Raw genomic sequence first — 22,579 nt, forward strand, 5'->3', positions numbered from 1 at the left:
TTGCGGCTTTCCGTGCGCGGTTTCAAGCGTTTTCCAGCCGCGTGGTGATCTCGTCTGCAAAGCCCGACAGGATCAGCGCACAAGAGCTGGCCCCGGCATCGAGCACCCCGCGCGACCGCTCGCCCAGCCGGGCAGAACGTCCGATCCGCGCCACCATGTCCAGCGTGCTGTCGCGTCCGTCCTGCGCGGCCTTGTGCATGGCCGCCAGCGCATCTGCGAAACTGCCACCCTTGGCGAGTTGTCCTTCAAAGGTTTCGACGGCCGGAATCAGCGTGTCCAGAAGCGTCTTGTCGCCCTTTTTCGCCGAGCCGATTTCCTGCACCCCGTCCAGACCGGCACGCAGCATCGTGGCGAAACACGCCGCATCGATCCGGTCAGTATCGCCAAGAGCATCGGCCATGTCGGAAAACATCATGCCGTAAAGTGGCCCCATCGAGCCGCCGATTTCGGCCATCAGCACATCGGACAGGGTTTGCAAGGCTTCGGTCAGCGATGCATCCGGGGCGGTGCGCTCTGCTGCGCGGCCGAAGCCCTTGGCCATGTTCACGCCGTGGTCACCATCGCCGATCTTGCCGTCGATTTCGGACAGCCAGGCCTTGTTCTCGACGATGGTTGCGGAAATCGCGCGCAGGATCTGGGCCGCGCCGGCGTTGGGAATACTTGTCATGTTACTGTCCTTCTTGCAGTCCGGGGCAGGCGCAGGCGACATCGAGAGCCGATTTCAGCTCTTCATCCAGCGCCATAACGGTCAGGGTCGCGCCCACCATGTCAAGCGAGGTGAAATAGTTGCCCACATAGGATCGCCAGACTTTCAACCCGCGCGCTTCGATCTGCTGTTCGATACGGTCATAGAGAACATAAAGCTCGTTGATGGGCGTGGCTCCAAGGCCAGAAACAAGCACCGCTACTTCGGATCCTGTGGGGAGGTTAAGGTCATTGAGGACGATTTTGACCATGTCATCGGCCACGTCATTCGCACGACCCAAATCCTCAATGCGCGCGCCCGGTTCGCCGTGGTGGCCGATGCCCACTTCCATCTTGCCCGGCTCAATTTCAAAATTCGGGTGGCCCACGGTGGGCAGGGTGCATGGCCCAAGCCCCACACCCACCGAGCGGCAATTGTCGATCGCCTTTTGGGCCGCCGCGATCACGCCCGCAAGGTCCGCGCCCTGTGATGCCTTGGCCGCACCGATTTTCCACATGAAAATCTCGCCCGCCACGCCACGGCGCTTTTCGCGCTCGTCCAGCGGTGCCGAGCAGACATCGTCATTGGCGACCACGGTTTCGACAGTGACGCCATCCCTGGCGGCCATCTTGCGCGCCATTTTGACGTTCATGTTGTCGCCTGCGTAATTGCCATACAGTACCGCCACACCGGCCCCGCCATCGGCCGCGCGGATCGCGTCATGAAACGTCTTGGCTGTGGGCGATGAGAACAATTCGCCCACCGCTACGGCATCCACCATGTTACGCCCGGCATAGCCGATAAAGGCGGGTTCATGCCCCGACCCGCCGCCGGTCACGACCCCCACGCGCCCCGGCGTTCCCGCCCAGTTGGATAGCACCACGCGCGGATTGTCGGGGGCTTGCCTGACCATATTGCGGTGCGCACGAACAAAACCAGCGACGGTTTCATCGACAATATCATCGGGGTTGTTGAAAAAGCGTTGCATGCTCTGGTCCTTATTTGACGGTAAATCCGCCATCCACGATCAGGTCGGCGCCGTTTATCATGGCGGCACCGTCCGAGGCGAGAAACACCGCCGCCGCGGCGATTTCACAAGGTTCGGCGAAGCGGCCCGACGGAATTTGTGCTTTCATGGCGTCCCCTTTTGGCCCGGCCCATGCGGCCTTGCCCAGTTCTGTCAGCACCACAGTGGGCGAGATAGAATTGACGGTCACGCCATGCGGACCCCATTCCAGCGCCAGTGTCTTGGTCAGCCCGATCACGCCGAATTTTGAGGCGCAGTAGGCGACATGCTGGTCGATCGCCACACTGCCTGCTTGCGAGGCAAGGTTGATGATCCGTCCTGACCCTTGGGCGATCATCACGCGGCCCACTTCCTGCGCAACGAGAAAACTGCCGGTCAGATTGACATCGAGCGTGCGTTGCCATGCCGAAAGCGTCAGGTCTTGTGCCGGGGCCAGATCGACAATGCCCGCGCTGTTGACCAGAACGTCGATGCGCCCAAAGGCCGATTGCACCTGCGCTACGGCTTTTGAGACAGAGGCGGGGTCAGCGACATTGCACGCTACGGCCAGTGCATCTGGCAGTGCGTCAGCTTTCGCCGCCGCCGCGTCTTGATTCAGATCGACAACTGCGACGCGCACGCCCTTGGCAGCCAGCGCATCCGCAATGGCCGCGCCTATGCCCGACGCCGCGCCGGTGACAAGTGCCGTCTTGCCACGCAGCGGGAAATCAAAATCGATTGTGTCCGGGCCTTCCGACATGTCCTGTTCCTTTATAATCTTGCGGGGGCTTAGCCCGGCGGCGGCGTATCTGCCACCGGGCGAAGCCAGCTTGGTCTGCACAGCGCTGATTACTGGCGCATTTCCAGCAGCGCGTCGACATTTTCAGCCGTTACTGGCGTCCAGGGCACATTGTATTCCGCATCAGTACCACCGTTCCACGGCATGTCGGCATACTGCTCCCAGATGGGGGACATCGGCTCGTAGCCATCCATCACAGCCGCGATGGCCACATCCAATGCACCCTGCGCTTGCGCCGCGCCATCTTGCAGGATTGAGGCCATGTCGCCATTCTTCACGGCCATCAGCGCGTCGGTGACACCGTCAATGCCCGCGATGGCAAAGTCGTTGACATCCAGCCCCGCGCCACGGATCGCCTCGATCGCGCCAAGGGCCATTTCGTCATTCTGGCCAATCACGCCCTTGATGTTGTCACCATGGCGGGTAAGCCAGTTTTCCATCAGGGTCTGGGCTTCAGCACGCGACCAGTTGGCGGTCTGCTGTTCCAGCACAGTCACATCGGGACATTCGGCCAGCGCCTGCATGTTTCCTTCCAGACGCTCGATCTGCGCCGACTGGCCGATGGGGCCTTCGATGATCACGACACCGCCTTCGCAGCCGATCTGGTCCAGCACATAGCGTGCTTCCATGTAGCCCGACTGCACGTCATTCGACCCAACATAGGACAGCAGAAGATCGCTGTTCACGCGGGTGTTCGACCCCACAACCGGGATGCCCGCATCATGTGCGGCCTCCACGGCGGTGGCGCCCGCTTCGATGTCGATCGGCACGAAGATGATCGCATCGAAGCCTTGCGTGATCATGGTCTCGAACTGTTCCTGCTGGACAAGTGCGTCATAGCGCCCGTCGAAGATGGTGACATTCACCTTGCCTTCGACAACAGCGGGGTGCTGTTCCAGTGCCGCTGCCCAAAGCTGCATGAACTCGGCATTCAGGCCGTAAACGGCGGCCCCGATGCGCGGCACATCCTGTGCGATTGCGGCGGTGCTGCCCATGAAGGCGGCGGCCAGTGTCATGGTCTTGAAAAATTTCGTCATCGTGCGTGTCCTCCCTTGGATATGGCACATTTCATCTTATCGCCTTCATCATCAGCCGAAGGCGGGCAGATCCTTGTAGGGGTTGGCGATCAGGCGTGCCTGTGGCGCGCCTGATCCAGCATCACGGCTGCCACGATCAGCATGCCCTTGATGACCTGTTGGTAGTAGGATTCCACACCCATCAGGTCCAACCCGTTATTCACAACCGAAATCAGCAGCGCGCCGATCAATGTTCCCGTCACCTGACCAACACCACCTGAAAGTGAGGTGCCGCCGATCACCACTGCGGCGATGGCGTCCAGTTCATAGGCAATGCCAGCCTGCGGCAGCGCAGAGCCGGTGCGTGCGGCAAGGATCATCCCTGCCAGCCCCGCCAATGCGCCAGAGATCACGTAGACCATCATCCGCACACGTTTGACATTGATGCCCGACACCCGTGCCGCATGGGGGTTGCCGCCAGCCGCATAGACATGCCGTCCGAACCGGGTCGAGGACAGTACAAGGAAGGCTGCAATGAACACCACTGCGAACAGGATGATGGGCATGGGGATGCCGAACACATCGCCGGTTCCGACATAGCGGTAGTCAGGCGTCAGCGAGGGCACAGGGCGCCCGCCGGTGTAAAGCAGCGTCAGCCCGCGCGCGGCAGACAGCATGCCCAGCGTGGTCACAAATGCAGGCACATTGAAATAGGCCACCAGAACCCCGTTGACCCAGCCTGCCGCCATGCCCACGAGAATGCCGATACTGAGCGCAATATAGAATCCGTAAGGCGCGCCCGCGATCCCCGCAGTGGCCGAAGTTGTCGCAAATGACGCAGAGACCACCCCGGCCAGCGCCACGACCGATCCCACCGACAGGTCAATGCCGCGGGTCAGGATCACAAACGTCATGCCGATCGCCAGAATCCCGTTGATCGATGCCTGCCTCAACACATTAATGATATTTCGCTGTGTCAGGAAAAACTCAGACGCCACTGACAGGGCGACACAGACCAGCGCCAGCGCGATCAGAATGCCGTAGCGCTGGCCGTAATCCGCTGCGATTGCCTTGAAATCCTGCCTGTGTGTCTTGGCTGTCATCTTGTATCCTTTTGCCCGAACTGCCTTGGCTTATGCCGCCAGATGCAGCAGTGAATTCGCCGATAGCGCATCGCGCGCCACTTCGCCGCTGATCCGTCCGTCCCGCATCACGATGACGCGGTCAGCCATGCCCAGAACTTCGTCGGTTTCCGAACTGATCATGATGACTGCACCACCTGCGGCTGCGAAGTCAGACATGACGCGGTAAATCTCGCGCTTTGCGCCGACATCGACACCGCGCGTGGGTTCATCCAGCAGCAGGATGCCGGGTTCGGTAAGGAACCATTTGCCCAGAACCACCTTTTGCTGGTTGCCCCCGGACAAACCGGAGACGACAAGCTTATCGTTGGGGGTCTTGATGCCGAAAGCGTCGATCATGCGCTGCGCTGCGCTGGCCTCGCGCGTCCTGCGCATGATGCCCAAGGTTGACAGTTCGTTCAGCCGCGCCATGCAGATATTGTCGCGCAGATCAGCCATCAGGTTCAGGCCCGACACTTTGCGATCTTCGGTTACAAAGGCCAGCCCGTGCCGGATGGCTTCGCTTGGGCTGGACAAGGTGACGCGCTTGCCATGCAAGGTTATCTCGCCTCCCAGATCAGGAGACAGGCCGAACAGGCGCTCGAGAATCTCGCTGCGCCCGGACCCCATCAGGCCGTAAAGCGCGAGGATTTCGCCGCGGTGCAGTGCGAAGGACACGTCCTTGACCGAATTCTGCGCGTTCAGGCCCGCCACCTGTAACACTATCTCGATGGTGGGGCTGTTAGTCTTGGCAAATTCCTCAGTCAGGGGGCGACCGACGATCATTTCGATCAGACTGTCGCGCGTGACATCGCCAATCGCACCCTCGCCCACGAAACGTCCGTCACGAAACACGGTGTACTCATCGGCGATATTAAAAATCTCGGACAAACGGTGGCTGACATACACGATTCCTTTGCCCTGTTCTTTCAGTCGGACGATGGCGGCGAACAACTCGTCCGCCTGCGCCTCGCCAAGCGCAGATGTCGGCTCGTCCATGATGATGATTTCGGCGTTGTAGGACAGCGCCTTGGCGATCTCGACAAGCTGTAACTCCGCGACGGTCAGGTCCATCATCAGGCTGCGGGCGGAAATGCGAAAATGCAAACTGTCGAGCAAGTCTTGGGCATTGGCATTCATGCCGTTGAAATCCACGCGCCCGAACAGCCCGGTAGGTTCGCGACCCAGATAAATATTTTCGGCGACACTCATGGCCGGGACGGGGCTGAGCTCCTGCTCGATGATTGACACACCTGCGGCAAGGGCTTCGGATGGGCGGCTGAAGGAGACCTCGCGTCCCCTGACGCGAATGGTGCCACTGTCGCGCGACTGGATACCCATCACAATTGTCAGGAAGGTCGATTTGCCCGCCCCATTGCCGCCACACAGCGCGTGGACCCTGCCAGGGTGCAGGGTGAAATGGCCATCCGAAAGCGCCGCTACGCCACCGAAAGACTTGGTCAGCCCGCGCACTTCCAAAAGTGGCTGCATCAGAGTTCCACCCCAGACTCGCTCTTTGATGTTACGATGCGCTAGCCTTATATCATCTGTCAACATCGATTTTAAAAATGCTATTTTATTACTATAAGTATCTGTATTATTAATATATTATATTTTTCTGCGACCTCATCAAGGGTCGATGCGGTGTTTTGGAGTTGCGCGTCACGCCCACATGTCTCAGCGGTGTTGTCACATTAACTCAACCAGTCTTCAGGTTGGCGTGCCGATCTCACATCAAGCGACATTGGCCGCGATTTTCCATGCCTCGAATGCTTCCAGTCGGTGGTAACGGATCATGAGGGCTGCGCGGCGGCGGGCGGGGACGGAGAAGGAATTGCGGGTTGCGGAGTGCATGGGCACGAAGCGCTGTAATCTCCCAGGCGATCGGAATCGCTGCATCATCCGTTCTCTTTTCCTCAACGGCAAACGGCTGGGCAGTGTCCCCGGAGATGGTGTGGGAGGCCGCGCGCGGAGCCTCCGGCGTAGCGCAGCGCGCGGCCGTGGGTGACGCTGGCGGTCATCGCCAATCTTCGGAAAAGGTCTGGGTTGTGAGACCTGGAACCTGAAACGGAGATGACGACGATGACGGACGACAGAATGACGCTGATCGAGTTGGTGGAGAAGCAGGCTGACGGCGACCTCGTGCGCGAGATGTTGGCCTTCGCGGCCGAGCGGATCATGAAGGCCGAGGTGGAGGCGCGGACAGGCGCGGCCAAGGGCGCACGCACGCCGATGCGGGAGGTTCAGCGCAACGGATACCGCGACCGCGACTGGGATACCCGCGCGGGAAGGATTGCGCTCGAGATCCCGAAACTGCGCAAGAGCAGCTACTTCCCGAGCTTCCTCGAACCACGTCGCACCGCCGAGACGGCACTCGTGGCGGTGATCCAGGAGGCTTACGTCCACGGGGTTTCGACCCGCTCGGTGGACGATCTGGTGAAGGCCATGGGGGGGGCGGGCGGCATGTCCAAGAGCCAGGTCAGCCGGCTCTGCGCCGAGATCGACGAGCGCGTGAACGCGTTCCTGTCCCGGCCGCTGGAAGGCGCCTGGCCCTATCTCTGGCTCGATGCCACCTACCTCAAGGTCCGTGAGAGCGGTCGGATTGTCAGCCGTGCCGTGATAGTGGCCGTGGCGGTGAACGAGGACGGCAAGCGCGAGGTTCTGGGCGTCGCAACAGGGCCTTCAGAGGCCGACGCCGAGGCCCAGTGGGAGACCGTCGCCGACGCATTGCGCGAGAAGGTCGAAAAGCTCGGCACCTTCATGGACGCCTCCCGCGACGACGTCCTCGCCTACATGGACTTCCCACGCGAGCACTGGGCCCAGATCGCGTCCACGAACCCACTCGAACGGGTGAACCGCGAGATCAAGCGGCGAGCCGACGTCATCGGGATCTTTCCGAACGACGACGCCATCATCCGCCTCGTTGGCGCGCTGATGCTGGAGACCAACGACGAATGGACCGTCGCGCGGCGATACATGTCGCTTGAAACACTCGCCCGCGTGACCGACAATCCCACCATCACGCTGCCCGCCGTGGCAGCCTGACCGAGAGACCGAGCCTCTCCGAGGGTCGGCGCTCATACACCTCTCTTTGTGGCACGTTCCGGCGACAGACCGCGATCTGGTTGCCTTCAAGATCGAAGATCGCGGCCTTGGTGACGGTCAGGCCGCTGTCGATTGCAAGGAGTCTGTCCATGGTCGAATCTTCATGCCTTTCGGTGTCGGGGCCGGAACAGAACGGGCGGGGCTTCGGATCTCGACGCGCGGTTGCGACTGGTCGCCGCGTCGGACCGTCACACTTTGTTGTATTTGGCGTCGACCTCGTCGATTGCGCGCACGTTCCCGGCAGAGCGGCCATCAGGGTCGAAGGACGCGGACAGGAAGGCATCTGCGATGTCCTTGGCAAGCTCGGGTCCGATCACGCGCGCCCCCATCGTGATGACATGGGCGTTGTTCGATGTGGCTGCCTTGCCTGCCGAATAGGTGTCGTGGCATTGCGCCGCGCGAATACCCGGCACCTTGTTGGCCGAAAGCGCCACGCCGATCCCAGTGCCGCAAAACAGGATCGCGCGGTCATATTCGCCCGCCAGCACGGCCGAGCATACCCGGTCGGCCATATGGGCATAGAATTGCTCTGGCGCGTCGGGGTTGTGCGAGATGTCGGACACGTCGTGCTTGTCCTTCAGATGTTCCGCGACGGCCTGTGCCAGTGGCGCGCCCGCGCTGTCGCCTGCGATTGCAATTTTCATGTCGTTTCCTTTCGGTTTCAGAGAGTTGCGGCGCATTTGGCCAGAATGTCGAGATATCCGTCGACATCCCAGGCCGAGCGCCCGATGAACAGCCCGTCGATATGTGGGCATGTGATGAGGTCTTCGCAATTGCCCGGATTGACCGAGCCGCCGTAAAGGCAGGGCACCGGGCGACCCAGCACGTCGCGGGCAGTGGCGATAATCTCGGCCTGACGCGCGTCTGCGTAGTCGGATGTTGCCGGGATGCCGTTTTCGCCGATGGCCCAGACCGGCTCATAGGCCAAGAGGATCTCCGCGCCTTTCTGGTCGGCGTCCAGCTTGCCAAGAGCGCCGCGCACCTGCAGGTCCAGCACCTCTTGCGCGCGGCCAGCCTTGCGCTCCGCCAGGGTTTTGCCGATGCAGATCAGCGGGATCAGGCCGTGACGCACTGCCGCTGCGGTCTTCAGGCCGACGGTTTCGTCGGTCTCGCCGAAATGTTCGCGGCGTTCGGAATGGCCAAGCTCCACCAGATCAAGATCGCAGTTCTTCAGCATGACGGGCGAGACCTCGCCTGTCCATGCGCCCTGATCGGCCCAATGCATGTTCTGCGCGCCCACCTTGACAGAGTTGTCGGCAAGGATCTGTTTCACCTCTCGCATGGCGGTGAAGGGCGGGATCACGAAGCGCTGAATGCGCGGGTCACGCGCGTCATCGACGGCAGACAGCGCCGCCGCAAACCGAGGGGCCTCTGCAAGCGTCTTGTTCATCTTCCAACTGGTTCCGATCCAGTATGCTGGCTTGGTCATGCGTCTGCCTCTTCTGTGTCGGCTATGGTCAGGGTCAGCCCTGCCTTGTGGAATGCGGTCACGTTCTCGGGGCGCGGGGATGTGTCGGTGATGATGTGATCGAATTCGGACAAATGCCCGAGGCGGTGCAGCGCCGCCCGGCCAAACCGGGTGTGGTTGACAAGCAGGACGCAAATTGCCCCCTGATCGATCATGGCCCGTTTCGCGCGCACCACGTCATCGTCCATGTGGAACACTTCAAGCCCGGACACGGCCGGCGACGAGATGAAGGAGATATCCGCGCGCAGCTGCGCCAGCGCATCCTCGGTGATTTTGCCAAGATAGGCGTTGAACTTGGCGAAATACACCCCGCCAAGCGCAATCAGCCTGATGCCCACCTCGTCGCGCAGCGCGTCGATCACGGCCGCGTTGTTGGTGATCACGGTCAGGGGTCGCTTGGCCACCAGCATCTGCCCGAGGGTCGCGGCCATGGAGCCGTCATTGATCATCACGCTCATCCCCGGTTCGATCAGCCGCAGGGCCGCCTGCGCCATCGCCGCCTTGGCGGCGCTGTCCTGACGTGCGCGAAACCGGAAATCGCTTTCGAATTGGGTGCCCGAGCGGATCGTGGCACCGCCCCTGATCTTACGCAAAAGCCCCGCCGCTTCGAGATCGTCCAGATCGCGATGAATGGTCATGCGGGACACCGCAAAGCGTTCCGACAGCGCGTCAAGTTCGACTTCGCCCTCGGCCACCAGCACATCCATGATTGCCTGCTGTCTGTCGTCCCGCTTCACGCTCTGTCCTCCTGTTTTGCAACATCTCAAATCACAAATAAATCTTCAATAATGTTATTATGTGATTTTTTTTGTGATTATATCGGGATTGGGCTAACATCCCGCCAATGCAGGAGGACCACATGCTCAAAGATGTCGCCAAATCAGGACATCGCCGCCAAGGCTGCAAAGGACGGGTTTACCTCGATCATGATGGATGGCTCGCTGAAAAAGGATGGGTCCACCCCTGCGGATTTCGACTACAATGTTCGCATCACCCGCGCCGTCGTCGAAATGGCCCATGCTGCCGGTGTGTCGGTCGAGGGCGAGTTGGGGGTTCTGGACTCGCTGGAGACCGGGATGGGGGATCAGGAAGACGGGCATGGCGCGACCGGGAAGCTGCGCCATGACCAGCTTTTGACGGACCCTGAAGAAGCCGAGCGTTTTGTCACGGAAACCGGCGTCGATGCGCTGGCGGTTGCGATGGGCACAAGCCACGGGGCCTACAAGTTCATCCGCCGGCCCGACGGGGATGTGCTGGCCATGGCCGTGATCGAGGCGATCCACAAGCGGCTGCCGAACAGGCATCTTGTGATGCATGGGGCATCTTCGGTGCCCGAGGAATTGCGCCTGCTGATCAATGAATATGGCGGCGACATCAAGCCGACCTGCGGCTGGCCGCCACATCGGCGATCCGTAAGACATTGGTCAGCACCCCGTCCGAATTCGATCCGCGCAAATACCTGAAACCGGCGATGGACAGCATGAAGGCCGAATGCATCCGCAAGTTCGAAGCCTTCGGGACCGCCGGTCAGGCTCGCCTCATCCGGGCGCGGGACCTGGCGGATATGGCAACGATTTACTGAACGACGCGAAGGGAGATGAATGCCATGAAATTCTTTGTCGATACTGCCATCATCGCGGAAATCACGGGGCTGAACGACTATGGTCTGCTTGACGGCGCAACCACGAACCCGTCGCTGATTGCCAAATCGGCCACGACTTCAAGGACGTGATCGCAGAAAACTGCGCAGTGGTCGACGGCCCGGTGCCTGCTGAGGTCGCGGCGATGGAATTCGACGGCATGGTCGCCGAGGGCGAACACCTTGCGCAGATCGCGGGCAATGTCGTGATCAAGCTGCCGTTGACGCTGGACGGGCTGAAGGCCTGTCGGCATTTCACCGCAAAAGGCATCAAGACGAATGTGACGCTGTGTTTCTCTGCCAATCAGGCACTTCTGGCAGCGAAGGCGGGGGCGAGCTATGTCTCGCCCATCATCGGGCGGCTCGATGATCTGAATATTGACGGCACTCGGGCTTCCAGGGCTGCGACCATCAACACCGCGTCCGCGGCTTCTTCGCCCTTCCTGACAAAATGGTCGCGGAAGAAGCCGACATGCTCGGGCGTCGGCTGAAAGTGATGCGGTGTAAGCGACACCGAGAATGTTGGCACACCGGTATCCAACTGCGTGCGCATCAGTCCATCGACAACGGCCTGTGCGACGAAATCATGCCGGTAGATCCCACCATCCACGACCAGCGCGGCACAGACGATGGCATCGAATGTGCCGCTCCGGCCCAGCTTTTGCGCCAGCAGCGGCATCTCGTAGGCACCGGGCACATCGAAGATGGCGATCTCTGCCGTCGTGCCGGATCCGGCGAGGCGTTGTTCGAAACCGACCAGCGCCTGATCGACGATTTCGGCATGCCAGCGGGCCTTGATGAAGGCGATGTTCATTTTTTCAGTCATGGAACCATCCTTTGCAATTCAAAAGTGGTCCCAAGGCGATTCCAGCCGTGCGGACCCAAGGGTTCGACGGCTGGTTCTCTTCCATCCGGACTTTGACCGTCGGCCCCGGAATTTCACCGGTGTCTGCTGTACCCTTCCGGACGGTGCCGAGAGGCGCTCGCGGGCTGTCACCGCCGGTGGGGAATTCCGCCCCGCCCTGAGAACTGGCGTCAGATGACGGGAATTGCTGCAAAAGGCAAGTGGGCATCCTGAAGCACCGCTCAGACATTCAGATCCTGCGCGCCGCTGTCGATATGCGGTGCCCAGAAGGCCACGCTTTCGGCAATCTGCGGGATCACTTGGCGGTCATTTGGGTCGCGTTCCTTGAATGACAGCTCGAGGCAGATTTCGTTGTTCATCGCGCCGCCTTCCGCGAAGGCCCGCAAGAGGGGCTCCGGCTGTATCGCACCCTTTGCGTTGAATTCTGCCGTGAAGGGGCGATGCCCTGACTTATCCCTCATCGATTGCTTGATATGGATGATCGGGCTGACCTTCGGCACCGCGCGTGCCCAGGCATAGGGGTCGGTGTCGTCAGGATTGGACGAGAGAGCTGGCTGCGGAAATCTGAACAGCCGGGATAAGTGGATTTTATCCGCGCAACAGCGGCACCTCGTCAACCTTCGTGGTCACGCACTCGACCCACGCCATCAGCGCCGCGAGATCCGCGGCCAGCCGCTCAAGCACCAGATCCGTATCGCCGCGTCCCGGCGCCATCGTATAGGCAAGTTTCATGGCCGGGCTCCTTCAGGATTGGCAGAAAGGTTGGAATTCGACCAGCGCACCGGCTGGCAGGCATTCGGCATCGGCGGGTAGAAACATCAGCCCGTCCGCGAGGGAAAGCAGCCCGACACGGGCCGAATGGGTGGCATCGTCAAAACGGATGATCTCGCGGCCATGGGCGTCGAACCCGGCAATCGTCGCGGGTCGGAGTTCGCAACGTCCGGGCTTGCGGCGGATTTCGCTTGCGGTCACGACGTGCCGCCGGATCGGGGCACCGGTCTCCTCGCCGGTCAGGGCGCGGACAAACGCCATTCCGAACACCTGCCAGGTGACGAAGGCAGACACCGGATTGCCGGGCAGACCAAGCCAATACGCTTTCCCGATACGACCGACCGACACCGGCTTGCCCGGTTTGATCGCGACGCCGCTGAAAAGGGTTTCGCTACCGAGTGCCATGAAGGCGGGCTTCACATGATCTTCTTCGCCCACCGAGATGCCGCCCGTGGTGATGACAAGATCGGCCTGCGCTGCCATGTCGCCCAATTGGCGGACAAGGCCCGCCAGATCATCGGCACCATGGGCCGAGACGACGAGGCCGACGCCCGCAGCTGCAAGGCTTGCCGTCAGCATCGGGGTGTTCACGTCCCAGATCCGGGCGGCCTCGCGCACCCCCCCGGTGCAACGGACCTCGTCGCCGGTAACCAAGAGGGCCACGCGCAGCCTGCGCCGGACATGAACGATGCCTGCGCCGGCCGCGGCGCAGACGGCAATCTCTTTCGGGCCAAGCCTCTGGCCCATGTCCAGAACGGTCACGCCCCTGGCCAGATCGCTGCCCGCGCGGCGGATGTTGAGGCCCGGTTGAGGACGGCGCGACAGGTGGATGACATCGCCGTCGCGCAGCACATCCTCCTGCATCACGACAGCGTCCGCGCCGCCCGGGATCGGCGCGCCCGTAAAGATGCGGGCCGCCACGACCCCTGCAACCGATGTCGTTGTCTCCTGCCCGGCAGGTATGCGGGCAACAACCGGCAGCACCCACGGACCGGGGCCCGTCAGGGCCGATGTCGCGATTGCATAGCCATCCATCGCCGCATTGTCGAAAGCCGGTGCCATGGACCGGGACCGGACTGGCAGGGCCAGAGTGCGGCCAAGGGCGCTGCCCACCTGCACGGCCTCGGTTCGACCGACCGGCGACGCATGCGCCGCAATCCGGGCAAGGGCCTCGTCGATGCTGATCAGCGCATGGAGCATCTCCTGTCGGTCACAGCCGCAGCCCGGTGACAGGGTGGCCTGATGCAGTGTCATTGTGCTGCCTCCTCAGTCGAATGGGCGGTCTGGAAATGCCCCGGCCCGATGCTGCAATCGAGGTCGCGCAGGCGTCCGTCCTTGAGACCGTAGATCAGGCCATGCACGCGAACGCCGGCGCCACGAGCCCAGGCCCGCTGCAAGATCGGCGTTTCGCAGACGCGCCGCACACCTTCGACCACATTCCATTCGGCCAGCCGGTCGCGCCGCGCCTCTAGGTCAGGCTCGCGCCCCAGATCGACGGCATAGGCGCGTGCAAGGCGTCGGACCGGCTCCAGCCAGTGATCGGCAAGACCATGGGGCAGATCCTCGGTCGCGGCCTTGACCCCGCCGCAACCATAATGGCCGCACACGATGATCTCGCGCACATGCAGCGCATCGACTGCGAACTCCAGCGCCGACAGCAGGTTCATATCCGAGGAATGGATGATGTTGGCGACGTTGCGATGGACGAAGACTTCGCCCGGATCGAGGCCCGCGACCACATTGGCCGGCACCCGGCTGTCCGAACAGCCGATCCAGAAGAACTCTGGTGCCTGAAGGGCGGCAAGGCGGGTGAAGTAATCCGGTTCCTCGGCGTGTCGTTGTTGCGACCACGCCTCGTTGCGGGCCAGCAGATCATTCAGCATCGGTCGTCTCCAAAAGATCGGGCAGGCCGCGCCGCATGCGCATGTGTTTTGACAAGGTCCGAAGATCGGCCCGGGTCAATCGGGCGCGGGCAATCGGCAAGAGGATGGCGTTTTCGGCCACCAGGTGGCGGCGCACATGCGCCGCAAACCTGGACAGCACTGCGCGCTCCTCGGCTGTGAGGCTCACCTCACTATCGAGGCAACCGGCCAGCATCGCACGCAACTCGGGCAGCAGACGCATCGCCTCGTCCTGATCGGCCTTGATCCGGGCGATCGCGCCCTCGATCGCATCCTCGGGCAAACAGCGCCGGGCAAGAAGCGGGAACAGATCCTCTGCCTCGTCGCGCAGATGAACATTCAACTCTTCGTTCAGAAAACGCAGCACCGCAGTGGCCGATCGGCGATCGAGGGCGTCCACTGTGGCCAGCCCGTCGATGACCGCGCAGATCTGGCGTTCGCGCAGGTGGTCCTCGCTGATGAAATCCAGAGGATTTGCAAGCAGGCTCGGGCTTGTCGGTGTATCACCGCTCCCACGCAGCGCTGGTTCTGACGGGTGCATGACGCGTCCTTTCGCAGGGTTCAGATCGGCGCAAGGCTGGCGCCGGTGAGCTTTGCGCTTTGGGCCAGAGTTTCAACGAAGTCCCGTGATGCCCTCGCCCAGGCCGCCTTTTCCAGCGCCTGCGCGATCTTTGGGCGGACGGTCTCATAGGGCAGAACCTGCCCCGGTGCGGTGGCGTTCAGGCGGATGATGTGCCACCCGTGCCGCGACAGCACAGGTGCCGCGCTGATGGTGCCCTCGGTCAGGCCGCGAAGTGCCGCCTCGAACTCTGGCACAGTGTCGCCCGGTCCCAGCTGGCCCAGATGGCCGCCCGATGCCTTGGAGCCGCAATCGCTTTCACGGGCGGCGGCGGCGAACTTCTTGGCGTCCCCGTCAAGTCGCGCGAGCATGGCCGTGGCCCGTGCCTCGGCCATGGCGCGCTCGGCCTCGTCGCGCGGGTCGCAGGCGCACAGGATATGCGAGACATCCCACAGCGGTGCGGACCGGTAGCGGTCAGGGTCCTTTGCCCATTCAGCGCGAACCGCGTCTTCCGTCACGGGCGCGATGCTCAGCGCTTCGTCAAGAAGGGCGCGGATCAGGGCCTCCTCCTCGGTCTCGAAGCGCCCAGGGGCCAGTTCCATCGGATCGGGCACAAGCCCATGTGCCCTTGCCTCCTGCAGCAGCAGGGCGCGGATTGCGAGCGCCTGCGCTGCCTTGCGCCAGGCGATGCCGGGCTTGTCCTTGGGGGCCTCGTGGTTCTGGGCCTCGGCGGCGATGGAGGCCTGCGGGATTGTTTCGCCATTCACGACGACATCGGGAAACAGGGCCATGTTCATGGTGCTCACTCCGCCGGTGTGGTGATTTTGGGGCCGGTCTTGCCCTGCCGCGCGTCATAGGCGCGGCGGCGTTCCTCCAGCGGACGGGTGCGGCGCGAGCGCACGATCTGGTAGCCCGGTCGCGTCAGCAGGTAGCGGAAGGGGGCGGCAAACCCCGACCAGATGTGCACGAGCCGCGTGAAGGGGAACAGGATCGTGATGATCAGCCCGAGGAAGATATGCAGCTTGTAAAGCCAATGCACGTCAACCACGGTGACCCAGGCGTTGATGTTCCAGGTCACGACGCTTTGCGACCAGGTCATGAACCGGACCATTTCCGACCCGTCCATGTGCTGAAGGGTCTGGGTTATGGTCAGCAGGCCGATGGCCAGCTGGAGCCAGATCAGGCCCATGATCAGGATATCGGGGAAGGTCGATGTCACGCGGATGCGCGGATCGGCCAGCCGCCGGTGGATCAGCATCGTCGAGCCGATCAGCGCGGCAATACCCGCAGGCCCACCGATCAGGACCGCCATCCACTGCTTCAGCCCATAGGGCATACCGATGGCATCCAGCACCCAGACTGGGGTGAACAGCCCGACAAGGTGGCCGAAGAACACCGTCAGGATGCCAACATGGAACAGGATGGATCCCCAGATCAGCTGCTTGCGGCGCAAGAGCTGGCTGGACGAACTTTTCCAGGTAAAGGGATCGCGTTCGTATCGCGCGATGGAACCCACAAGGAACACCGTCAGCGCGACATAGGGCATGACGCCAAACAGCATGAAGTTGATATCGAAATTGCCGAACATGTCATGCGCTCCTGTTCAGGTTGGTGGGGGCGGGGGTCGCGTTGAAAGCTGGTTTGTCCATGCACGCCAGCATGTCGCGGACCTGCGGGCAGCCCGCGTTCGGATCGGGGCCAAAGGTGACCTCGGTTTCCTCCCAGACAGCGTCGAGTGCCTCGAGGTCGGTGGGGTCGTCATCGGGTTGCGCCAGCATGCCCGCCACGGCGTCGGCGTCGGATTGCGCACCGGCCAACTGTGACAAAGCGGCGAACGCAGCACCATACCCGCTCTCGCGCCGTGCCAAACGGGTGGTAAGCGCGTCGAGGATATGGGCCGCGTCCGCCAAGGTTTCCTGTGCTTCGGCGAAGGGACGCGTCGACAGGAATTCCAGCAGCACCGGCAAGTGGTCGGGCAGTTCCGTGGTGGCGGGTTCGAACCCGCCCTCGCGGTAGGTCTCGATCAGGCTGACCATCGCGCCACCCCGATCCCGGCTTTCGCCGTGGACATGTTCGAACAGGTTCAGCGACAACGTGCGCGAGCGGTCGAAGAGCATGACGTAGCTCTCCTGAACATCGAACAGATCGCTCTGTCCGATGTCATCAGCCAGCTTTTGCAACGCTGCCCGCGTATCTGGGGCAATGCGGGGGTCGGCGCCAAAAATGGCGCCGATCTCGGGCATCGCGTCTTGCAGTTCGACGCTCGGATAGCTGAGCGTCAGCGACAGCGCCTTGAGTGTGCGATCCATCATCAGAACGACTCCAGCGGAAGGGCAAAGGACTTCTTCTTGCCGCCGAACAGGCTGGTCTTGCCCGTCTCGCCGGTAGAACAGCCATTGCCGTCGGTGAACCCGCAGCCGCCGCGGATGTCGGCGCCTGCCTCGTTTTGTTCGCGGTGCGCCGTGGGGATCGCGAAACGGTCCTCGTAATCGGCGATGGCCATGATCTTGTACATGTCCTCGATCATCCGGCCGGACATGCCGACACGAGCGGCAATCGCCTCATCCCGCACGCCATCCACGCTGAGCGCCCGCATATAGAGCCGCATCGCGGACATGCGTTCGAGGGCGTGAATGATCGGCTCTTCGTCGCCCGCCGTCAGCATGTTGGCCAGATACTTGACCGGGATGCGCAGGGACCGCACGTCGGGCATCTGGTCGCTCATCGCGATCTGGCCCGCTTGCGCCGCGTTCTGAATCGGCGACAGCGGCGGGATGTACCAGACCATCGGCAGGGTCCGGTATTCGGGATGCAGCGGGAAGGCGACCTTCCAGTCCATCGCCATCTTCCAGATCGGGCTGACCTTGGCCGCCTCGATCCAGTCCTCGGGCACGCCGTCACGGCGGGCCGCTTCGATCACCTGCGCGTCGTTGGGGTCGAGGAACACATCAAGCTGCGCGCCGTAAAGATCGGTCTCGCGTTCGGCACTGGCCGCCGCTTCGATCTTGTCGGCGTCATACAGGATCACGCCCAGATAGCGGATGCGGCCCACACAGGTTTCAGAACAGACCGTCGGTTGACCGCTCTCGATGCGCGGATAGCAAAAGGTGCATTTCTCGGATTTGCCGCTCTCCCAGTTGTAGTAGATCTTCTTGTAGGGGCAGCCCGAGATGCACATCCGCCAACCGCGGCATTTTTCCTGATCAATCAGGACGATGCCGTCCTCCTCGCGCTTGTAGATCGCGCCCGAGGGGCAGGAGGCCGAACAGGTGGGGTTCAGGCAATGCTCGCACAGGCGCGGCAGATACATCATGAAGGTATTTTCATACTCTCCATAGATCGCCTTCTGCACATTCTCGAAGTTGTAGTCGGCCGAGCGTTTCGAGAATTCCCCGCCCAGGATTTCCTCCCAGTTCGGGCCCTTTTCGATCTTTTCCATCCGCTCGCCGGTGATCTTGGACCGGGGGCGCGCGGTGGGGAAATGATCCATGTCGGGGGCGGATTTCAGGTGGTCATAGTCGAAATCAAACGGCTCGTAATAGTCGTCGATTTCCGGCATCGAGGGGTTGGCAAAGATGTTCGCCAGGATCCGCCATTTCGATCCCTGCTTGGGATGCAGCTTGCCGCTGGCCGAGCGGGTCCAGCCCCCGTTCCAGCGCTTCTGGTTTTCCCAGTCGGTCGGATAGCCGGTGCCGGGTTTGGTCTCGACGTTGTTGAACCATGCGTATTCAACGCCTTCGCGCGTCGTCCACACGTTCTTGCAGGTGACGGAACAGGTGTGACACCCGATGCATTTGTCGAGGTTCAGGACCTTGCCGATTTGCGCACGAACTTTCATTCCGCTGCCTCCACTTTCCGGGTTGCGGGCTGATCCAGCCAGTCGATTTTCTTCATTTTCCGCACGATGACGAATTCGTCGCGGTTGCTGCCCACGGTGCCGTAATAGTTGAAACCATAGGAAAGCTGCGCATAGCCGCCGATCATGTGGGTGGGTTTCAGCGTAGCGCGCGTCACCGAATTGTGGATGCCACCGCGATGGCCGGTCTTCTCCGAGCCGGGCGTGTTCACGATCTTTTCCTGGGCGTGATACATGAACAGGGTGCCCTGCTTGATCCGCTGGCTGACCACCACCCGCGCCGTCAGCGCGCCGTTGATGTTGTAGGCCTCGACCCAGTCGTTATCGACAAGGCCCGCCTTCTGGGCGTCGATCTCGGACATCCAGACCACCGGGCCACCCCTGTTCAGCGTCAGCATCAGCAGGTTGTCGGAATAGGTGCTGTGAATGCCCCATTTCTGGTGGGGCGTGATGAAGTTCAGCACGACATGCGGGCTGCCCTCGGCCGCGTCGTTGTTCACGGCCTTGGTGATGGTCTTGAGGTCCACAGGCGGGCGGTAGCTGACAAAGCCTTCGCCGAAGGCGCGCATCCAAAGGTGGTCCTGATAGAGCTGCTGGCGACCTGTCAGCGTGCGCCACGGGATCAACTCATGCACGTTGGTGTAGCCCGCGTTGTAGCAGACCTCCTCGCTCTCAATCCCCGACCATGTGGGCGACGAGATGATCTTGCGTGGTTGCGCCGCGATATCGCGGAAACGGATTTTGGTGTGATGCGCGCCCTCGGCCAGATGCGCGTGGTGGCGGCCTGTGGGCTTTTCCAGTTCTTCCCACGCCTTGACCGCGACTTCGCCGTTGGTCTCGGGGGCGAGCATCAGGATCATTTCCGCCGCGTCGATGGCGGTTTCCAGCTTAGCGTGACCCTTTGATACGCCCTCGTCCTGCACCACCCCGCTCAGATCGCGCAGATGGCCGACCTCGACCGATGTGTCCCAGGTGATCCCCTTGCCGCCGTTGCCGAGTTTTTCCAGCAGCGGGCCTACGGACGTGAACTTCTTGTAAAGGTTCGGATAATCCCGCTCGACCGCGATATAGTTCGGCGCGGTCTTGCCGGGGATCAGGTCACATTCGCCCTTCTTCCAGTCCTTCACATGCGCCTGAGCAAGCTCACCGGGGGTGTCGTGCAGCAGCGGAAGCTGGACGATGTCGGTCTCGACCCCCAGCACCTCGGGTGCGACCTCCGAGAACTTCCGGGCGATCGACTTGAAGATTTCCCAGTCGGACTTGCTCTCATAGGCCGGGTCCACCGCCGCCTGAAGCGGGTGGATGAACGGGTGCATGTCGGACGTGTTCAGATCGTCCTTTTCATACCAGCTGGCGGTCGGCAGCACGATGTCAGAATAGACGCAGGTGGTGGACATGCGAAAGTCGATGGTCACCAGCAGGTCGAGTTTGCCCTTGGGCGCCTCGTCATGCCAGACGGCCTCTTTCGGCATGACGCCGCCTTCGTCGCCCAGATCCTTGCCCATGACGCCGTGATCGGTGCCAAGCAGGTGCTTGAGGAAGTATTCATGCCCCTTGCCCGACGACCCCAACAGGTTCGAGCGCCAGACAAACAGGTTGCGCGGCCAGTTTTCCGGGGCGTCAGGGTCCTGACAGGACATTTCCAGATCGCCGGATTTCAGTTGCTCAGCGACATAATCCTTGATGTCCTTGCCGGCAGCCTTTGCCGCCTTGGACACCTCCAGCGGGTTGGTCTTCAGCTGCGGGGCCGAAGGCAGCCAGCCCATGCGTTCGGCACGGATGTTGTAGTCGATCAGGGAAATGTCCCAGTCGCCCTCAGGGGCCGTTGGCGACAGGATCTCGCCCGCACGCAGCGTCTCGTAGCGCCACTGATCGGTGTGGGCATACCAGCACGAGGTGGAGTTCATGTGCCGGGGCGGACGGTTCCAGTCGAGCGCGAAGGCCAAGGGTGCCCAGCCGGTCTGCGGGCGCAATTTCTCTTGCCCCACATAATGCGACCAGCCGCCGCCCTCCTGGCCGATGCAGCCGCACATCACCAGCATGTTGATGATGCCACGGTAGTTCATGTCCATGTGGTACCAGTGGTTCAGACCGGCCCCGAGGATGACCATGGACTTGCCATGGGTCTTTTCGGCGTTTCCTGCGAACTCCCGCGCCACGGCGATGATCTTTTCCCGGTCAACGCCGGTGATCTTTTCGGCCCATGCGGGGGTATAGGGGCTGTCGTCGTTGAAATCCTTGGACACCCATTTGCCGCCAAGACCCCGATCCAGCCCGTAGTTGGCGCAGAACAGGTCGAACACGGTGGCGACGAGGGCTTCCGACCCGTCGGCCAAGGTAACGCGCCGGGCAGGGATGTTGCGGGTCAGAACCTCGGGGTGGTCGCATTTGACGAAATCGCCTGTGGCCGCACCGCCGAAATAGGGGAAATCGACGCCCACAATCTCATCATGGTCGCCATCCATGATCTGGCTCAGGCGCAGTTGGGCATCCGTTCCCTTGGCGCGTTGCTCAAGGTTCCACTTGCCTTCCTCACCCCAACGGAACCCGATAGAGCCGTTGGGGGCAACGATCTGGCCCGATGCCTCATCATAGGCCACGGTCTTCCAGTCGGGGTTGTTGGTCTCGCCCAGCTTGCCCGCGAAATCCTCGGCCCGCAGCATCCGGCCCGGGACAAGCTGGCCGTCGCGGTCTTCCAGCCGGACCAGCATCGGCATGTCGGTGTATTTGCGGGCGTAGTCCTCGAAATACTCGGCCTGCCGATCCAGATGGAATTCGCGCAGGATCACATGCCCCATGGCCATCGCCAGCGCCGCATCGGTGCCCGCCTGCGGGTTCAGCCAGATGTCGCCGAACTTGGCGGCCTCGGAATAGTCGGGGCTGACCACGGCGGATTTGGTGCCGCGATAGCGGACCTCGGTATAGAAATGGGCATCGGGCGTCCGGGTCTGAGGCACGTTCGACCCCCAGAGCATCAGGAAGCCCGCATTGTACCAGTCGGCCGATTCCGGCACGTCGGTCTGTTCGCCCCAGGTCTGGGGGGACGCGGGCGGCAGATCGCAATACCAGTCGTAGAACGACATGCAGGTGCCGCCCAGCAGCGACAGATACCGCGAACCGGCGGCATAGCTGACCATCGACATGGCCGGGATCGGCGAGAAGCCGAACACCCGGTCCGGGCCGTAGGTCTTGGCGGTATGGGCATTGGCGGCGGCGACGATCTCGGTCGCCTCGTCCCATGTGGCGCGCACGAAACCGCCCTTGCCGCGCGTCTTGGTGTAGGAGGCGCGCAGGATCGAATCATTCTGGATCGCGGCCCAGGCGGCGACCGGCGTCATGTCCTGCCGCATCTTGCGCCAGGCGCGCATCAGCGCGCCGCGGATCAGCGGATTCTTTACGCGATTTGCGGAATAAAGATACCAACTGTAGGACGCACCCCGCGCGCAACCCCGCGGCTCATGGTTGGGCAGGCCTGCGCGGGTGCGCGGATAGTCGGTCTGCTGGGTTTCCCAGGTCACGATGCCGGATTTGACGTAGATCTTCCAGGAACACGACCCGGTGCAGTTCACCCCGTGGGTCGAACGCACGATCTTGTCATGCCGCCAGCGGTTTCTGTAGGTGTCTTCCCAGTCGCGGTTCTCGCGGGTGGTCTGACCCCAACCGTCGGAAAATTGCTCCAGTTCCTTGCTCTGGAAGAAGTTCAGTTTGTCGAGCAGATGGCTCATTGGGCTGTCCTTTCGGGTGTCTGGGTCCGGGCGGCGACCTGCGCCGCCCGGAAAATCGGTTGG

General features: G+C 62.1%; 22 protein-coding genes, 3 pseudogenes and 1 riboswitch. Of the genes and pseudogenes, 3 read left to right on the forward strand and 22 right to left on the reverse strand.

Annotation, left to right across the window (positions count from 1 at the left end):
* Positions 1–22 precede the first annotated feature (22 nt).
* The 7 genes and pseudogenes from dhaL to KAK09_RS19125 form a co-directional block, all read right to left on the reverse strand.
* Positions 23–667, reverse strand: a complete 645-nt coding sequence (dhaL, locus tag KAK09_RS12615; protein ID WP_210879304.1) for a dihydroxyacetone kinase subunit DhaL — start codon at positions 665–667, stop codon at positions 23–25.
* A 1-nt stretch (position 668) separates the two neighbouring features.
* Complete coding sequence (locus KAK09_RS12620) at positions 669–1,673, reverse strand: dihydroxyacetone kinase subunit DhaK (protein WP_210879305.1); 1,005 nt, start codon at positions 1,671–1,673, stop codon at positions 669–671.
* Positions 1,674–1,683: 10 nt separating this feature from the next.
* Positions 1,684–2,451: a GolD/DthD family dehydrogenase gene (locus KAK09_RS12625; RefSeq protein ID WP_210879306.1), complete on the reverse strand. Its 768-nt coding sequence runs from the start codon at positions 2,449–2,451 to the stop codon at positions 1,684–1,686.
* 89 nt (positions 2,452–2,540) lie between these two features.
* On the reverse strand, positions 2,541–3,527 hold the full coding sequence (locus tag KAK09_RS12630) for a substrate-binding domain-containing protein (RefSeq protein ID WP_210879307.1): 987 nt from the start codon (positions 3,525–3,527) through the stop codon (positions 2,541–2,543).
* A gap of 89 nt (positions 3,528–3,616) precedes the next feature.
* Positions 3,617–4,609 (reverse strand): ABC transporter permease, encoded by a 993-nt coding sequence (locus tag KAK09_RS12635; RefSeq protein WP_210879308.1) that lies wholly within the window; start codon positions 4,607–4,609, stop codon positions 3,617–3,619.
* Positions 4,610–4,639: 30 nt separating this feature from the next.
* Positions 4,640–6,118 carry a sugar ABC transporter ATP-binding protein gene (locus tag KAK09_RS12640; protein ID WP_247651239.1) on the reverse strand — a complete coding sequence of 493 codons (1,479 nt, stop codon included), beginning with the start codon at positions 6,116–6,118 and terminating at the stop codon, positions 4,640–4,642.
* A 243-nt stretch (positions 6,119–6,361) separates the two neighbouring features.
* Positions 6,362–6,559: pseudogene (locus KAK09_RS19125) on the reverse strand (IS6 family transposase); the annotation flags it as partial.
* A gap of 150 nt (positions 6,560–6,709) precedes the next feature.
* On the opposite strand from KAK09_RS19125, the gene KAK09_RS12645 reads away from it, so the two are divergent.
* Positions 6,710–7,672: an IS256 family transposase gene (locus KAK09_RS12645; RefSeq protein WP_210879362.1), complete on the forward strand. Its 963-nt coding sequence runs from the start codon at positions 6,710–6,712 to the stop codon at positions 7,670–7,672.
* Here the strand turns inward: KAK09_RS12645 and KAK09_RS12650 are convergent.
* The 4 genes from KAK09_RS12650 to KAK09_RS12665 form a co-directional block, all read right to left on the reverse strand.
* Positions 7,647–7,823 carry a hypothetical protein gene (locus tag KAK09_RS12650; protein ID WP_210879309.1) on the reverse strand — a complete coding sequence of 59 codons (177 nt, stop codon included), beginning with the start codon at positions 7,821–7,823 and terminating at the stop codon, positions 7,647–7,649. The genes KAK09_RS12645 and KAK09_RS12650 overlap by 26 nt on opposite strands.
* 97 nt (positions 7,824–7,920) lie before the next feature.
* A complete protein-coding gene (derI, locus tag KAK09_RS12655; RefSeq protein WP_210879310.1) occupies positions 7,921–8,376 on the reverse strand; it encodes a D-erythrulose-4-phosphate isomerase in 456 nt (151 codons plus the stop codon).
* 17 nt (positions 8,377–8,393) lie between these two features.
* Entirely contained in the window at positions 8,394–9,161 is a 768-nt protein-coding gene (locus KAK09_RS12660) for a triose-phosphate isomerase (RefSeq protein WP_210879311.1), read from the reverse strand.
* Entirely contained in the window at positions 9,158–9,937 is a 780-nt protein-coding gene (locus KAK09_RS12665; RefSeq protein WP_210879312.1) for a DeoR/GlpR family DNA-binding transcription regulator, read from the reverse strand. The genes KAK09_RS12660 and KAK09_RS12665 overlap by 4 nt, the downstream gene beginning before the upstream one ends.
* Before the next feature lie 141 nt (positions 9,938–10,078).
* On the opposite strand from KAK09_RS12665, the pseudogene KAK09_RS12670 reads away from it, so the two are divergent.
* A pseudogene (locus KAK09_RS12670) lies at positions 10,079–10,782 on the forward strand (class II fructose-bisphosphate aldolase); the annotation flags it as partial.
* Between the two features lie 24 nt (positions 10,783–10,806).
* Positions 10,807–11,225 (forward strand): annotated as a pseudogene (locus tag KAK09_RS12675) (transaldolase family protein); the annotation flags it as partial.
* Here the strand turns inward: KAK09_RS12675 and KAK09_RS12680 are convergent.
* The 11 genes from KAK09_RS12680 to KAK09_RS12730 form a co-directional block, all read right to left on the reverse strand.
* Positions 11,177–11,665, reverse strand: a complete 489-nt coding sequence (locus KAK09_RS12680) for a 6,7-dimethyl-8-ribityllumazine synthase (protein ID WP_210879313.1) — start codon at positions 11,663–11,665, stop codon at positions 11,177–11,179. The pseudogene KAK09_RS12675 and the gene KAK09_RS12680 sit on opposite strands and share 49 nt — an antisense overlap.
* A 69-nt stretch (positions 11,666–11,734) precedes the next feature.
* Positions 11,735–11,873: riboswitch (FMN riboswitch) on the reverse strand.
* Between the two features lie 52 nt (positions 11,874–11,925).
* On the reverse strand, positions 11,926–12,204 hold the full coding sequence (locus KAK09_RS12685) for a hypothetical protein (RefSeq protein WP_247651241.1): 279 nt from the start codon (positions 12,202–12,204) through the stop codon (positions 11,926–11,928).
* An 88-nt stretch (positions 12,205–12,292) separates the two neighbouring features.
* Entirely contained in the window at positions 12,293–12,436 is a 144-nt protein-coding gene (locus KAK09_RS12690; protein ID WP_210879314.1) for a hypothetical protein, read from the reverse strand.
* 12 nt (positions 12,437–12,448) lie between these two features.
* Positions 12,449–13,729: a molybdopterin molybdotransferase MoeA gene (locus KAK09_RS12695; protein ID WP_210879315.1), complete on the reverse strand. Its 1,281-nt coding sequence runs from the start codon at positions 13,727–13,729 to the stop codon at positions 12,449–12,451.
* Positions 13,726–14,358, reverse strand: coding sequence for a carbonic anhydrase (locus KAK09_RS12700; RefSeq protein ID WP_210879316.1), 633 nt, complete (start codon positions 14,356–14,358; stop codon positions 13,726–13,728). The genes KAK09_RS12695 and KAK09_RS12700 overlap by 4 nt, the downstream gene beginning before the upstream one ends.
* Positions 14,348–14,917, reverse strand: coding sequence for a hemerythrin domain-containing protein (locus tag KAK09_RS12705; RefSeq protein ID WP_210879317.1), 570 nt, complete (start codon positions 14,915–14,917; stop codon positions 14,348–14,350). Before KAK09_RS12705 ends, KAK09_RS12700 begins: the two co-directional genes overlap by 11 nt.
* A 20-nt stretch (positions 14,918–14,937) precedes the next feature.
* Positions 14,938–15,732 carry a peptidylprolyl isomerase gene (locus KAK09_RS12710; protein WP_210879318.1) on the reverse strand — a complete coding sequence of 265 codons (795 nt, stop codon included), beginning with the start codon at positions 15,730–15,732 and terminating at the stop codon, positions 14,938–14,940.
* A gap of 5 nt (positions 15,733–15,737) precedes the next feature.
* A complete protein-coding gene (narI, locus tag KAK09_RS12715; RefSeq protein ID WP_210879319.1) occupies positions 15,738–16,523 on the reverse strand; it encodes a respiratory nitrate reductase subunit gamma in 786 nt (261 codons plus the stop codon).
* Between the two features lies 1 nt (position 16,524).
* On the reverse strand, positions 16,525–17,244 hold the full coding sequence (narJ, locus tag KAK09_RS12720) for a nitrate reductase molybdenum cofactor assembly chaperone (protein WP_210879363.1): 720 nt from the start codon (positions 17,242–17,244) through the stop codon (positions 16,525–16,527).
* Between the two features lie 2 nt (positions 17,245–17,246).
* Positions 17,247–18,773 (reverse strand): nitrate reductase subunit beta, encoded by a 1,527-nt coding sequence (gene narH, locus KAK09_RS12725; protein WP_210879320.1) that lies wholly within the window; start codon positions 18,771–18,773, stop codon positions 17,247–17,249.
* A complete protein-coding gene (locus KAK09_RS12730; RefSeq protein ID WP_210879321.1) occupies positions 18,770–22,516 on the reverse strand; it encodes a nitrate reductase subunit alpha in 3,747 nt (1,248 codons plus the stop codon). The genes narH and KAK09_RS12730 overlap by 4 nt, the downstream gene beginning before the upstream one ends.
* Between the last annotated feature and the right edge of the window lie 63 nt (positions 22,517–22,579).

It is taken from the genome of Roseovarius autotrophicus (assembly GCF_018069895.1).
In the GTDB taxonomy this organism is placed as follows: domain Bacteria; phylum Pseudomonadota; class Alphaproteobacteria; order Rhodobacterales; family Rhodobacteraceae; genus Roseovarius; species Roseovarius autotrophicus.

Excerpts from the sequence above, each read along its gene's own strand:
- KAK09_RS12730 (WP_210879321.1), bottom strand. The coding sequence starts at position 22,516 with ATGAGCCATCTGCTCGACAAACTGAACTTCTTCCAGAGCAAGGAACTG.
- KAK09_RS12705 (WP_210879317.1), bottom strand. The coding sequence starts at position 14,917 with ATGCACCCGTCAGAACCAGCGCTGCGTGGGAGCGGTGATACACCGACA.
- KAK09_RS12700 (WP_210879316.1), bottom strand. The coding sequence starts at position 14,358 with ATGCTGAATGATCTGCTGGCCCGCAACGAGGCGTGGTCGCAACAACGA.
- KAK09_RS12690 (WP_210879314.1), bottom strand. The coding sequence starts at position 12,436 with ATGAAACTTGCCTATACGATGGCGCCGGGACGCGGCGATACGGATCTG.
- narI (WP_210879319.1), bottom strand. The coding sequence starts at position 16,523 with ATGTTCGGCAATTTCGATATCAACTTCATGCTGTTTGGCGTCATGCCC.
- KAK09_RS12640 (WP_247651239.1), bottom strand. The coding sequence starts at position 6,118 with ATGCAGCCACTTTTGGAAGTGCGCGGGCTGACCAAGTCTTTCGGTGGC.
- narJ (WP_210879363.1), bottom strand. The coding sequence starts at position 17,244 with ATGGATCGCACACTCAAGGCGCTGTCGCTGACGCTCAGCTATCCGAGC.
- KAK09_RS12645 (WP_210879362.1), top strand. The coding sequence starts at position 6,710 with ATGACGGACGACAGAATGACGCTGATCGAGTTGGTGGAGAAGCAGGCT.
- KAK09_RS12630 (WP_210879307.1), bottom strand. The coding sequence starts at position 3,527 with ATGACGAAATTTTTCAAGACCATGACACTGGCCGCCGCCTTCATGGGC.
- derI (WP_210879310.1), bottom strand. The coding sequence starts at position 8,376 with ATGAAAATTGCAATCGCAGGCGACAGCGCGGGCGCGCCACTGGCACAG.
- KAK09_RS12625 (WP_210879306.1), bottom strand. The coding sequence starts at position 2,451 with ATGTCGGAAGGCCCGGACACAATCGATTTTGATTTCCCGCTGCGTGGC.
- KAK09_RS12620 (WP_210879305.1), bottom strand. The coding sequence starts at position 1,673 with ATGCAACGCTTTTTCAACAACCCCGATGATATTGTCGATGAAACCGTC.
- narH (WP_210879320.1), bottom strand. The coding sequence starts at position 18,773 with ATGAAAGTTCGTGCGCAAATCGGCAAGGTCCTGAACCTCGACAAATGC.
- KAK09_RS12650 (WP_210879309.1), bottom strand. The coding sequence starts at position 7,823 with ATGGACAGACTCCTTGCAATCGACAGCGGCCTGACCGTCACCAAGGCC.
- KAK09_RS12660 (WP_210879311.1), bottom strand. The coding sequence starts at position 9,161 with ATGACCAAGCCAGCATACTGGATCGGAACCAGTTGGAAGATGAACAAG.
- KAK09_RS12680 (WP_210879313.1), bottom strand. The coding sequence starts at position 11,665 with ATGACTGAAAAAATGAACATCGCCTTCATCAAGGCCCGCTGGCATGCC.
- KAK09_RS12695 (WP_210879315.1), bottom strand. The coding sequence starts at position 13,729 with ATGACACTGCATCAGGCCACCCTGTCACCGGGCTGCGGCTGTGACCGA.
- KAK09_RS12635 (WP_210879308.1), bottom strand. The coding sequence starts at position 4,609 with ATGACAGCCAAGACACACAGGCAGGATTTCAAGGCAATCGCAGCGGAT.
- dhaL (WP_210879304.1), bottom strand. The coding sequence starts at position 667 with ATGACAAGTATTCCCAACGCCGGCGCGGCCCAGATCCTGCGCGCGATT.
- KAK09_RS12710 (WP_210879318.1), bottom strand. The coding sequence starts at position 15,732 with ATGAACATGGCCCTGTTTCCCGATGTCGTCGTGAATGGCGAAACAATC.